The 12,555-nt window shown below is 55.9% G+C and carries 13 protein-coding genes; 3 read left to right on the plus strand and 10 right to left on the minus strand.

What is annotated here, in order from left to right; translation table 11 throughout:
- Nucleotides 1-50: 50 nt before the first annotated feature.
- From BQ8290_RS13485 to pgi, 10 genes are all read right to left on the minus strand, one after another.
- On the minus strand, nt 51-290 hold the full coding sequence (locus BQ8290_RS13485; RefSeq protein ID WP_108791140.1) for a helix-turn-helix domain-containing protein: 240 nt from the start codon (nt 288-290) through the stop codon (nt 51-53).
- On the minus strand, nt 290-919 hold the full coding sequence (locus BQ8290_RS13490; protein WP_337661412.1) for a hypothetical protein: 630 nt from the start codon (nt 917-919) through the stop codon (nt 290-292). Before BQ8290_RS13490 ends, BQ8290_RS13485 begins: the two co-directional genes overlap by 1 nt.
- A gap of 93 nt (nt 920-1,012) precedes the next feature.
- Nucleotides 1,013-1,735: an SDR family NAD(P)-dependent oxidoreductase gene (locus BQ8290_RS13495; RefSeq protein WP_108791144.1), complete on the minus strand. Its 723-nt coding sequence runs from the start codon at nt 1,733-1,735 to the stop codon at nt 1,013-1,015.
- Between the two features lie 2 nt (nt 1,736-1,737).
- Nucleotides 1,738-2,760 carry an NAD-dependent epimerase/dehydratase family protein gene (locus tag BQ8290_RS13500; RefSeq protein ID WP_108791146.1) on the minus strand — a complete coding sequence of 341 codons (1,023 nt, stop codon included), beginning with the start codon at nt 2,758-2,760 and terminating at the stop codon, nt 1,738-1,740.
- 58 nt (nt 2,761-2,818) lie between these two features.
- Nucleotides 2,819-4,171 (minus strand): glutathione-disulfide reductase, encoded by a 1,353-nt coding sequence (gorA, locus tag BQ8290_RS13505; protein ID WP_108791148.1) that lies wholly within the window; start codon nt 4,169-4,171, stop codon nt 2,819-2,821.
- 101 nt (nt 4,172-4,272) lie between these two features.
- Nucleotides 4,273-5,301 carry an SIR2 family protein gene (locus BQ8290_RS13510; RefSeq protein ID WP_108791150.1) on the minus strand — a complete coding sequence of 343 codons (1,029 nt, stop codon included), beginning with the start codon at nt 5,299-5,301 and terminating at the stop codon, nt 4,273-4,275.
- Nucleotides 5,302-5,433: 132 nt separating this feature from the next.
- Nucleotides 5,434-6,879, minus strand: coding sequence for a DEAD/DEAH box helicase (locus BQ8290_RS13515; protein WP_108791152.1), 1,446 nt, complete (start codon nt 6,877-6,879; stop codon nt 5,434-5,436).
- 195 nt (nt 6,880-7,074) lie between these two features.
- Nucleotides 7,075-7,533: a hypothetical protein gene (locus BQ8290_RS13520; protein WP_108791154.1), complete on the minus strand. Its 459-nt coding sequence runs from the start codon at nt 7,531-7,533 to the stop codon at nt 7,075-7,077.
- 1 nt (nt 7,534) lies between these two features.
- Nucleotides 7,535-8,011, minus strand: coding sequence for a hypothetical protein (locus tag BQ8290_RS13525; protein WP_108791156.1), 477 nt, complete (start codon nt 8,009-8,011; stop codon nt 7,535-7,537).
- Nucleotides 8,012-8,378: 367 nt separating this feature from the next.
- Complete coding sequence (gene pgi, locus BQ8290_RS13530) at nt 8,379-9,920, minus strand: glucose-6-phosphate isomerase (RefSeq protein WP_108791159.1); 1,542 nt, start codon at nt 9,918-9,920, stop codon at nt 8,379-8,381.
- Between the two features lie 49 nt (nt 9,921-9,969).
- On the opposite strand from pgi, the gene lepB reads away from it, so the two are divergent.
- Genes lepB through era form a run of 3 tightly spaced genes read left to right on the plus strand, consistent with a single transcriptional unit; the run spans nt 9,970 to nt 12,536 of the window.
- Nucleotides 9,970-10,854: a signal peptidase I gene (gene lepB / locus BQ8290_RS13535; protein WP_108791160.1), complete on the plus strand. Its 885-nt coding sequence runs from the start codon at nt 9,970-9,972 to the stop codon at nt 10,852-10,854.
- 27 nt (nt 10,855-10,881) lie between these two features.
- The gene (rnc, locus tag BQ8290_RS13540) at nt 10,882-11,595 is read left to right on the plus strand and encodes a ribonuclease III (protein WP_108791162.1); all 714 of its coding nucleotides are present in this window, start codon (nt 10,882-10,884) and stop codon (nt 11,593-11,595) included.
- A 2-nt stretch (nt 11,596-11,597) separates the two neighbouring features.
- Nucleotides 11,598-12,536, plus strand: a complete 939-nt coding sequence (gene era, locus BQ8290_RS13545) for a GTPase Era (RefSeq protein WP_108791164.1) — start codon at nt 11,598-11,600, stop codon at nt 12,534-12,536.
- The last annotated feature ends 19 nt before the right edge of the window (nt 12,537-12,555 follow it).

Here is a 12,555-nt window from a genome sequence, read left to right on the forward strand (position 1 = left end):
GGACCCTAGCCGCAGGGTCAACGTATCAAAAACGCTATTGTCGCGGTGTTTTAATCCGCATCCGCCGCATGGGGCGTTGCCTCGTCGCTGGGTCGATATTCCAAAATGTCGCCCGGCTGACAGTCCAATTCGTGACACAAAGCCTCCAAAGTTCGATACCGAACGCCTTGCACTTTGCCTGTTTTCAACAGCGACAAATTGGTGTTGGAAATGCCAATCCGCTCGGCCAGTTCTTTCAAACTGATCTTTCGTTTGGCCATCATCACGTCAAGATTTGTGACTATCGGCATTACACCACACTTTCGCTATCATTGCGGTACGCGGTTCCCGTTTTGAACGCCTCAGAAAACAGCAGCGCCAAACCGCCCAATGCGAACGTAATGATGGGCGGATCATAATGCAGCCAAATATTCGTCGCCCCCTGCACATCCCACGACAATGATGGGTGCAAGACAGTCCCATCGACAGGCGTCACAGCGGCAAGGATAGCGGGTTGGAGAACCAGCGCCTGCACCACGGATAACGCGCACACTGTAAGCAGGATGTGTCCAATTTTCCTAAGCGCTTGTGCGTTTTCGGCGTTGATCAATTCGCCTTGCGCAAAACCGGTTAGAACAGAACGAAGCACCATCAGTGCAGCGATAAAAAGCGCAATTGTCGCGAAGGAAAAGCCCAGATCGATCGCGTGCCAAAGCGGCTGATCCGAAATTTGCAGAGTGCCGTCCGTGAAATTGACCATCGCGCTATCACTCATCGCCATTTCAAGGCCATAGGCTCCCGCCTGAACCGGCCATTGCAGCACGCCAAAATCCCCATTCAACGCGGATGCCGTCGCCCGGCCGATCAAAAGGAAAGCGGCGATAAAGAACAAGGCGATCACCGCCTCAAGCACAAATCGGATGAATTTTGCAGACATCATAAACTCCCAGACCTCAATCTGGGAGCGTTGATAGCGTCGAAATTTCATAAAACAACATGTATTTTATGTTTTACATAAATTTCTTACTGCATATCAAAATTTCAACGTCACACTACGAGCCAAAGAAGGCGATAGGGATTCCGCCCATCTCAACGCCTTCGTCATACCGATATTCGCTTCATTCCGATCTTTCTCAAGCGCTTCGACAATCTGCCGTGCGCATTCTTCGGCGGGCATTTTCTTCATCGGATTGCCGTCGTTCATTTGCGTATCAACAACGGGAGGCAATGCCTCAATCACGCGCACCGCCGTCTCTTTTAGCTGTTCCCGCAAGGACAGGGTGTAAAAGCGCAATCCCGATTTGGTCGCACAATAGACCGGCTGACGCGCGGCGGGAGAAATCGCCAAACCGCTGGTCACGTTTACGATGGCGGAGGATGGGCGCGACTTTAGCGCATCGATCAAACCAGCAATTAGACGGATTGGGGCGTTCAAATTGGCATAGATCGCAACATCGGCCGCGTCCGCATCCACTGCACCTTTACGAAAATCGTGATCGACCAATTGTCCAGCATTGTTCAACAAGACATCCAAGGGACGATCGCCCCATTGCGCGATAAGGGCATCAACCCCGGCCGCGTTGGATAGGTCCGCGGCCATTGTTTCAAACCCCGCCGCTTCCATCGCGGCGATCCGTTCGGGATTGCGCCCGGTCACAACAACGTGAGCGCCCTTATCCTTTAATTGCAGCGCAATCTCGCGGCCAATGCCGTTGGTCCCACCGGTCAGTAAGACACTCTTTTCATTCAGATTCATGATTATTTGATCAACCCATGTTCGGCCAAGCTGCGCAGCGTGTCTTCCAACGTCTGCTCAGCGGCAATGTAGTCAAAGCCCAAGACCTGGGCCGAGTGTGAACCATCGACATCGCGCGTTTTGCCAAGCTCGCTTTTCAACATCTTCATCTCGTTCAAGAATGGCGACAGCAATTTAACCAGAAAATCGGGCATTGGCCGCGTGGGCGTCTTTCCCGCAAGCTCAGGCGCGCGGGCACGCAATGTGGCGGCCATGTCGCGCATCCACATGAACTTTTCCTGCAAAGGGAAACGGCCATCGCGCACCGTGTCATCGGGCAATTCCAACGCCGCAAAATGCGCCCGCACAACATCGCGCACATCGACTACGCCAATACCCATATTGGGCGCCAACGGGATCGATCCATCGACCATCTTTTGAACCATCTCAATCGATGTCGACAAATCGTCATTCGCGATCGGTCCGAAAACGGCGACCGGATTGATCGAACAGAACACCATGTCTGGTGCGTTCTGCGCGACCCATGCACGTGCCTCTTTTTCCGCGATGGTTTTGGATTTTGCGTATGCGGCCACGCTGGGGGACGCCGCGTCGGTCCAGTCGGAATGATCGAAGTGCTTCTTTTCCAACGGGTGACCATAGGCTATCGCGGCGGCCGAGCTTGTCAAAACGAACCGCTTGACCCCCGACCCATCGGCAAAGCGCAACGCCCGCAAGGCACCTTCGCGCGCAGGGACAATAAGTTCATCGTCGTTCTTGGGTGCAGCCAAGGGAAAGGGAGAGGCCACATGCGCAACCGCATCGCATCCAGCGCACGCTTCCGCCCACCCTGCATCGCTTTCCAAATCCGCTTCGAATACTGCAAGCCGTTCGCCCGCATCGCCCCAACGCGTGCGCAAACGCAGCTCGCTTTTGGCTTTGCTGCGCACGGTGGTGTGAACCGTTTTACCGGCGGCGAGCAATTGATCTATAAGCTCGCCGCCAATATATCCGGTCCCGCCGGTTACCAAAATTGTGCTCGACATCTTGCTTTCCTACTCCCCGTTCGACGGGAGCGTAGTCGGGCCAGTTGCAAAGCGCAATTTACTTCAGGAGCACCAACTCTTCGGCCATGCTGGGGTGAATTGCGGTGGTTGCATCGAAATCGGCCTTTGTCAGCTTTGCTTTGATCGCGACCGCCGCCGCCTGAATGATCTCCGCTGATTCCGGACCAATCATGTGCAGGCCAAGAACCTGCCCCGTTTCGCCATGGCACACCATCTTATAAAGCCCGCGTTCCATCCGGTCCGAAAAGATGTTTTTCATCGGACGGAAGTCGGACGTGTAGACCGCAATATCGCCATGCTCTTTGCGCGCTTCGGCTTCGGTCAGACCAACCGACGCGATCGAAGGTTGTGAGAACACCGCACTAGGGATGCATGAATGGTCCACGGCGCGTGGATTGTTCCCAAACACCGTATCGGCAAAGGCATGCCCTTCGCGGATGGCCACCGGGGTCAATTGCACACGGTTGGTCACATCACCGACGGCATAGATGCTGTCACAGCTGGTCTTGCTGTAGGCATCGACGAGGATTTCGCCGGCTTTGCCTAGCTCAACGCCCGCCGTTTCGAGGCCCAGACCTTCGCTGTTCGGTTTGCGTCCAGTGGCGACCAAGATTCGATCAACTTGCTTGGTCACGCCATTAGTAAGCGTCACGGTGAACGATCCATCATCGTTCTTCGCCACGCTATCAACGACAGTGCCCAATTGCAGGTCCATGCCGCGCGCTTTCATCACAACCGGCAATCGATCAACGATGTCCGAATCGTAAGTGCGCAGGATCGTATCCGTGCGATTGACCAGTGTAACATCACCGCCCAATGCGTTGAAAATACCGGCGAATTCTACGGCAATATACCCGCCGCCCAACACCATCAAACGTTGGGGGAATTCTTCGACATGGAAAATCTCGTTGGACGTGATGCAATGTTCATTGCCATCAAATTCGGGAAGCATCGGCCACCCACCCGTTGCAACGAGGATCTTCTTCGCCGTGATTTCTTTGCCCGATGCAAGCCGCACGGAATTGGGCCCGGTGATGACGGCGCGTTCGGAATACACCTCGACCCCGGCATTGCCCAATGTGCCGTCATACAGCCCTTCGAGGCGATCGACGTCGCTGTTCACGAAATCGCGCAGCGTCGGCCAATCAAAGCTCTTTTCGCCTAGGGTCCACCCTTTATGCGCCGCATGGCCCAATTCTTCGGCGAACATGGAAGCGTAAACCAACATCTTTTTGGGCACACAGCCGCGAATAACACAGGTGCCGCCCATCCGGTATTCCTCTGCGATGGCGACTTTTGCGCCATGCGAGGCCGAAATACGGCTGGCCCGGACACCGCCGGAACCGCCACCAATTGTGAAAAGATCGTAGTCAAATTCGGCCTCAGCCATCGCTCAATTCCCTTCCTATACAGGGATCAGCCTATGGCCTTCTCCCCGTGAATTGCCAACAGCAATACGGGAGAATGGAGGGGTAAGTTACACGTCGCCAATCAGCTTTCGAGGAATCGCCCGTAATCGCGCAACAATTCCGACGCTTTCATATTCTCAAGCGTGATCCGGCTTTCATCTTCGATCCCGGTAAGACGATAGATCAGCCGCAAAATTGCCTTTTGCTGCGTCGGGCTGATGTCGACAAGGCTGACGAGCATATCGGGATTGTCGTGTTCCAATTGATCGAACAGCATGGCGACGTTCATCGGATCAAACCCAAATCCCAAAAAGCCAAGCCGTTTGCCGCGCGACATTTCCGACCGCAGATAGGATTGGAATTGACGCGAATTGGCACGTTGGCTGGCGGTATAGATCCGTTTTGACAAACGCACGATGTTGTCGGGATCGGTGTCCCCCCAAACCGCGCCATATTCCTCATCCCCCTGCCACGGCAGGCGGCCAACAACGCCATAGGGATGCACAATACGCAGCCGGTTCGCGACCAGTTCATTGGCTTCGTCGATGGTCATGCCAAAGGCGCGTTGAACCACCCATGGCAGGTAATGTTCAATTGCGCGGTCATAATTGAAACACACGATCGAAAGCTTTTCAAAAGCCTCTTCGGCCCGAGCGCGCGGGACGCCTTTCACAATCAATTGACCCAATTGGAACAACCAATTGTCGGTCCCCCGCAACGGCAGCTCACCCGAGGCGCGCGGTTCAACCGCCATGGTCGATTTCGATTCCCCTTGGAGCGTGTAATACACAATCGCCAATTTACCCGCGGCAAGCACAGCCGGATCGTGGCCATATTGTTCGAGGATCGCGTCGATCGACGTGCTGACCAAAGTCGCATCGCGGATCGCCATCGCGCCCGCGACCAATTCGTCATAGGTCATGTCGAGTTCGCCGGCGACACGTTGAAACAGGATCGAAAAATTCACCAGATCCCGGGACTTTACCTCGGAATCGAGACGTTCAAATTCAAAGCCACCGGCAATCTTTGACAAAAGATCCGGCCCATCGGGCATCTCAATCTCGCGATTGGCCCCAGCTCCTACAATCAGGGTGGTATCAGTTCTGATCATGGGAGCGGTCGGCCTCTTCGTTAACGGTGATCGTCACTTAGAGGCCGTATGCTTAATTTTCGCTTAGAATTGATCGCGATATTGCGAAAAAATCCGGATGGTCTGCCGCGTCAATAGGCCGGGATAGCGGGCTTAACGTTGCCCGCCGCCCCCGCCGCCCTGATTGCCGCCACGACCACCGCCGCCGCCGCGCCGCCCGCCAGGACGACCGCCACCGGGCCGACCGCCACCAGGGCGACCGCCGCCGGGACGGCCACCGGGTTTACCGCCCGGCTTTCCCTTACGATCAGGGTGTTTGACACCAGAGTTTTTCCCGCCCTCGCCGCGCGGCTTGCTAGCGCCGGTTGGGCGCGGTTTGATCCGCTTGCTCGACACGCGGTTTTGCCCACGTGGTGCCGGTTTTGTCGGTCCGACCCCTTCGACAACCGCACGGAAATTGTCCGGCAAAGGCAGTCGGTCCAATTCTGCGCCTGTCGTCTTTTGAATATCCTTGAGATAAGCGCGCTCATCCTCGGCACAGAACGCGATTGCAACACCATCTTTGCCGGCGCGCGCAGTCCTTCCGATGCGGTGCACATATTGTTCGGGCACATTGGGCAATTCATAATTGATGACGTGGCTAACGCCCGGGATGTCGATCCCGCGCGCGGCAACATCGGTCGCGATTAGGACATTCGTTTTGCCCCGACGGAATTCATCCAACGCGCGCTGACGTTGCGGTTGCGATTTGTTGCCGTGGATTGCGTTGGCTTGGATGCCGCGCTGGCTTAGCTTTTTCACAACGCGATCCGCGCCGTGCTTCGTACGGGTAAAGATCAATATCCGTTCAAGTTCCCCCGGCGTTTCGTGCCGGCCCGACAGGATCATTTCGAGCAATGCTTGCTTTTCATCCTGTTGAACCATGAAGAGGAATTGTTCGATCCGCTCGGCTGTCGTGCTTTCCGGAGTGACCGACACTTGGACCGGGTTTTTGCAATATCCGCTGACCAATTCCTTGATCGATTTCGGCATCGTTGCGCTGAAAAAGAGCGTTTGACGGTTGTCTGGCACCAATTTGTTGATGGTGCGCAATGCGTGGATAAAACCAAGATCAAGCATCTGATCGGCTTCATCCAAGACGAGCACCTCGACTGAGCCGAGATTGAACGCTTTTTGATCGATCAGGTCGAGCAAACGGCCCGGCGTCGCGATCAAAATATCGGTGCCACGGTGCAGTTTGTTGCGGTCTTTGTTGACCGATGTACCGCCGACGATGGATTGCACTTTCAATCCTGCAAGCGCGCCGTAATCCTTTGCGCTGGCAGCGATTTGCATCGCCAATTCACGCGTCGGGGCCAGCACCAGCATACGGCAGGATTTGAATGGAATGTTGTTGTCCGATGCGCGCAACCGATCGATAGCAGGCAGCATGAATGCCGCCGTTTTACCGGTGCCAGTTTGCGCAATGCCCAACAAATCGCGCCCTTCAAGAACGGGCGGGATTGCCTGTTCTTGGATCGGGGTTGGGGTCGAATACCCTTTTAGATCAAGGGCTTGAAGAACAGGTTGAGATAGACCGAGGTCCGAAAATTGTGTCATTGTGACTCGCAATATGTGCGACGCGCACGCGCCAATAGGGCGTGCGAAGCGCGGGGTTTAGGAACCGCCCGCGTGAAAAGGGAAGTAGGGAAATTTGGTACGAGGCGTAGCCGAGGCGGATCCGATCGGACCGGCCGCTTCACGCTGGCTGTAACGCCTCATGTGCGGCGCAAATGGGGGTTCGCCCCTTAAAAGTCAATCATCATCGTTCGAGCCGGGCGGGCCCCGCCGGGCAATCATCGAATTGTAATTGATGTTCATCTCATACTGGCCCGCCGTCGGATTGCCCGATGCGTCGGTTGCCGGGCTGAAACGCGAATAGTTCAATATGGGTCGGCACAGATCGATTTGGGTCGCCGCGCGGCGGAATTTTCGCTTGGTTTCGCAATGGGTCGGCGTGCCAATGGCGTCAACGGCGATGATAAAGGTCAATTCCTGCGACAAAATCCGTTGGCGAGATGCCGCACGCGCCAAAAGGTTTATGCCATCAAACGCAATCAATTCCGGCTCGGCTTTGCCCATCGGCGCGGCTTCGTCAGTCGGCTCGCCTTGCAAAGCCGCCGTAGATGCCGCCGCTGTCGCGGGTATCGCTGTTAGAGTTGTAGAAAGCGCCAATGCCGCCAATGGGTGAACCAAAAGCCGCTTGGCCGCCATATTAATTCAACCGCTCGTACATTTCGGCATAAGCCAACCGCGCGGAATATTCGCCAGCAACCGGAGTGCCGCTTTCATCATGCGCGGGTTCAAAAGTATGATGCTCCATCAACACGGCGCACAAACTATCCGACACGCGGCGCATCCGGAACGTTTCGGTCAATTCGCAACCGGTCGCATTCCCTTCGGCATCAACGGTCAAATTGTAAGCAATGTGCGAACGCCAAATGCGCAAGCGGCGCGAGGTCTTCATAAATTCAAAGTCGCCATCCCATGATACCAATTGCACGGGCATCGCGGTCATCACTTCTTCTTCGACGGCCACTTCAATGGCGCGCGTCGCAACCCGTTCTTCCAACTCGGTTTCTTGGATTTCCAAGGTCACTTCGTCTGATTGCGCCCCGTCCAATTCAGCCGGTTCTGCCGGGTTAAGCGCAAAGGCCGCGACAGGCGCCGCAAGAATGGCAAACAAAAACATAGCAGGTAAGGACCTTTGAAAACGAGCGGGGGAAGCTGCGACAGGAATGCGAAAATACGCAGTTTCGGTGAAAGTGCAAATCGGACTCTAATGCTGCGCCGCAGCGAAACTTGCATGCGAGATTGTACACATCAGAGTAACAGTGTTGCGATTGAACGTTGGTTTGCGTCGTGAATCGGGAGAATCATGCCAACCATGCTTAACAATCTGACATCAGACCAAAAACGTGATGGCCAATTGGAGTGAGCCGGGTTCATACCGCTCACACCGCTTCCCAAAATGGCGACGTGTGGAGGACAGTGCCGCCCACGACGCATATTCATATTTAGAGCCCCGAAGATGAACAGAGGTTGAAGCTCGAGAATCTCTAAACCTTAAGCCCAGCCGCCGCCATCAAAGCCAACGTGCTCGCGTCAAAGTCACCCTCACCGCTGTCGATCGATTTCGCCATGGCTTTGCCCAATTCGACACCGAATTGATCAAACGGGTTGATGCCCATCAACACCGCCGCGGCAAAAGTGCGGTGTTCATGGAACGCGATCATCGCGCCGAAAGTGGCAGCATCGATATCATCCAGCAAGAACATCGCAGAAGGACGGTCACCGGGATAATTGCGAGCGGGATCGTCCGATTGCTTGCCAGCCATCAGCGCCGCCCCTTGCGCAAGGCAATTCAACAACAAATTGCGATGATGCGCCGGGTCCAATTCATCGCCGGGTGCAACGGTTGCGATGAAATCGACCGGGATCAAATGCGTCCCTTGGTGCAGCAATTGGAACACGGCGTGTTGAGCATCGGTGCCCACCCCGCCCCACGTTACCGGCGCGGTGGGTTGGGTGATGGGCCCGCCATCGGCACGAACGCTTTTGCCGTTCGATTCCATTTCCAGCTGTTGCAGATAGTCCGGCAGCAAAGCGAGGCGTTCGTCATACGCGAACACCGCGCGTGTCTGACACCCGCGAATACGCGTGTAATACAGATCACCGAACGCGGCGAGCAAAGGCGCATTGGTCCGCCCATTGGCCCCGCGGAAATGTGTATCGATCGCCTGGGCGCCCGCCAACATCGCTTGAAAATCTTCCATACCCACGGCCAAAGCGACCGGGAAACCGATGCTGGACCAGAGTGAATAGCGGCCACCGACGCTTTCGGGAAACGGCAGGATGCGTGTTTCATCCACGCCAAAATCCACCGCACCTTGCGGGTTTGCGGTCAGGGCGACGATCCGACCCGAAGGATCATCCACTTTGTTATCCGCCAACCATTTTAGCGCGCTGTTCGCGTTGGTCATGGTTTCGGTCGTTGTGAAAGTCTTGGATGCCACCGCGATCAACGTGGTTTCCGGGTCACAGGCGGCAAACGCTTGTTCTAGCGCCAGGCCATCGATGTTCGAAACGACATGGACATCAACCAGTTTCAAATCGCGGGTCAACGCATCCACCGCCAAGGCAGGTCCCAGCGCTGATCCGCCAATGCCGATATGGATGAGGTGTTTGATTGTGCCCAACGCCCCTTCGTGGATCGCTTCGACCAACATTCCCATCCGCGCCAGCAACGCTTCGGCTTCTTCGACGTCCGCTTCGGTGCCGCTGCCGCGCATTGCGCCATGAGTTGCGGGTCGCCCTTCGGTGGGGTTTACAATGCCACCATCAAACAACGCATCACGCGCCGCATCGAAACCGGCGGTCTGCGCCAAATCTTCGAACACATCCAAGGCCGCATCGTCCAGATGGGTCTTTGACCAATCCAGCAACATCCCCAATTGCCCCAATTCGCCCAGATCCGCGTCGATCCGTTGGCTCATTTTGGCAACGCGATCGCCATCGGCGGCAAACAGGTCAGAAAGCGTGGTTTGCGGCAATTTTGCCAGCCGCGTCCAAGCGTCAGTGATTTTTGTGTGATCAGTCATTGGGCAAACCCCTTTGCGCAAACTGTAGCCGCGAGTAAGGGGAGCGGTGATGAATGTTAAGACCCAATCTCTGTCGCCCTCTCCCGCGTCCCCGGATAATGCGCCCAATACCGGCGCAGGCCCCGATGAATCAGGGGAGCAAAAAGAGAGCTTTGCAAGCTTTCTTTGGTTCCTTTTCAAACTGCTATTGGCGGTTTTGATCTTCCGCAGCTTTATCTTTTCGCCCTTTTCCATCCCATCGGAAAGCATGCTTCCCCGGCTTTGGAACGGCGATTATCTGCTTGCGGCGAAGTGGCCCTATGGCTTTTCCAGCTATTCGCTGCCCTACAGCGCGCCGTTGATCCCCGGCCGGGTTCTGGCGACGCAGCCGGATCGCGGCGATGTTGTAATCTTCAAACATCCGATCGACAAAACCGATTACGTGAAACGCGTGATCGGATTGCCTGGCGATAGCATCGCGATGGTCGAAGGGCGCATTTTGTTGAACGGCGAAATGATTGAACGCGAAGCGATCGACGATTTCGAAATCCCGCTTTCCATCAACACATCGTGTGCGTGGGGCGGGCAAGAGGCCACCAACGACGCCGGCGAACAGGTTTGCCGGTACACACAATTCCGCGAAACTATACCCGTTGATGGGTCATCGAACGGCCGCCAATACACCGTCTTGGATTTTGGCAACACGCCCGCCGACAGTTTTGCCCCGACGGTCATCCCCGAAGGGCACATGTTTGTCTTAGGCGACAATCGAGATAACTCCCGCGACAGCCGGTTTGAGGCGCGCTCCGGCGATGCGGTTGGCATCGTCCCTCAGGCCAATTTGGTCGGAGAAGCGACGATCATCATGTGGTCCACCGATGGCAGCGCGGAATGGATCAAGCCATGGACATGGTTTACCGCCGCACGTTGGAGCCGGATTGGCAATGGATTGTGATCGCACCCCAATGATCGGAACAACACGATGAACGAGTTGCCATCAGAAACACGCGATTGGTTGACCGCAACCGGTTTCACCGTCCGCAACGAAGAGGTGTGGGTCGAAGCTTTGACCCATGGCAGTTTCAATTCCACCGCCCCCAATGCGCGCTCTCACGGCAAAGGCGCCGACTACGATGCCGATTATCAACGGTTGGAATTTTTGGGCGACCGGGTTTTGGGTCTATCCGTGGCCAGTTGGTTGTTCGGCGACAGCACCGGGCAAGAAGGAAAATTGTCCCAACGGCTCAACGCATTGGTCAGCGGCGCGACTTGCGCGCGGATCGCACGATCCATAGGCACATCGGACCACATCCGATTGGGCAAACAGGCCCGCGAGGACGGCGGCGCCGACAGCGACAATATCCTTGGCGATGTGATGGAGGCGTTGTTGGGCGCCAGCTTTGTCGAAAATGGATACGACATTACGCGCGATTGCGTCTATCGGCTTTGGGCCGGCCAACTGGATGGCGATGCGGGCAAATCAAAACACCCCAAAAGCGCGTTGCAGGAATGGGCTGCGGGCAACAAACGCGCCATGCCAGAATACGCCATCATTGAACGCAGCGGTCCGGATCATGCGGCCCGGTTCACCGTTGAAGTGAGCATACATTCGGTAGGCGCCGCAAAGGCCACCGCCACAAGCAAGAGCGAAGCGGAAAAGCTCGCTGCGAGAGCATTCTTGGAGGAATTCGGTTGAACGTGAATACGGTGAATGAGTTGGGCGACGCGACCGATGATACGAAATGCGGTGTCGTCGCGATTATCGGCGCGCCCAATGCAGGCAAATCCACATTGGTGAATGAATTGGTCGGCCAAAAAGTCGCCATCACCAGCGCCAAGGCGCAAACCACGCGCGCCCGTATGTTGGGAATTGCGTTGCATGGGGAACCCAAACACGACGTTCAGATGATCCTTGTCGACACGCCCGGTATCTTTGAACCGCGCCGCCGTCTGGATCGCGCTATGGTTAGCGCCGCTTGGGAAGGTGCGGAAAGCGCCGATGCAGTGTTGTTGATCGTCGACCCAATCAAACAACGGCGCCACGAGTTGATTCCGCTGCTCGAGGCGTTGGAAAAACGGCCTGAGAAAAAGATCCTCGTCCTCAACAAAGTGGATCGGGCCAAGAAAGAACCCCTCCTCGCGCTGGCACAGGAATTGGGCGAACGGATCGCGTTTGACGAGGTGTTCTTTGTCTCCGCGCTTACCGGTGACGGTGTGTCCGAAATGAAGGAAGCCTTGGCGAAATTGATGCCCGCGGGACCATGGATGTATCCCGAGGATCAGGTTTCCGACGCATCAGAGCGCCTGCTTGCGACCGAGATCACCCGTGAACAGCTTTATGCTCAGCTTCACGAAGAATTGCCCTATGACGCCGCGGTGCGCCCGGAAAGCTACGAAGTGCGCAAAGACGGCAGCGTCGAAGTGCGCCAGCAAATCGTGATCGCCCGCGACAGCCAAAAACCCATCGTTCTGGGCAAAGGCGGGCAGCGCATCAAAGCCATTGGCGAAGCGGCCCGCGCGGAACTGGCCGAAATTTTGGGCGTAAAGGTGCATTTGTTCCTTCACGTCAAAGTCAGCGAAGGATGGAGCGAAGACAAAGAAGTGTTTGAAGAAATGGGGCTGGATTGGGTTAAGTGACCGTTTGATCGGGACCGTT

Origin of the sequence: Erythrobacter sp. Alg231-14, assembly GCF_900149685.1 — a bacterium.
GTDB lineage: Bacteria > Pseudomonadota > Alphaproteobacteria > Sphingomonadales > Sphingomonadaceae > Erythrobacter.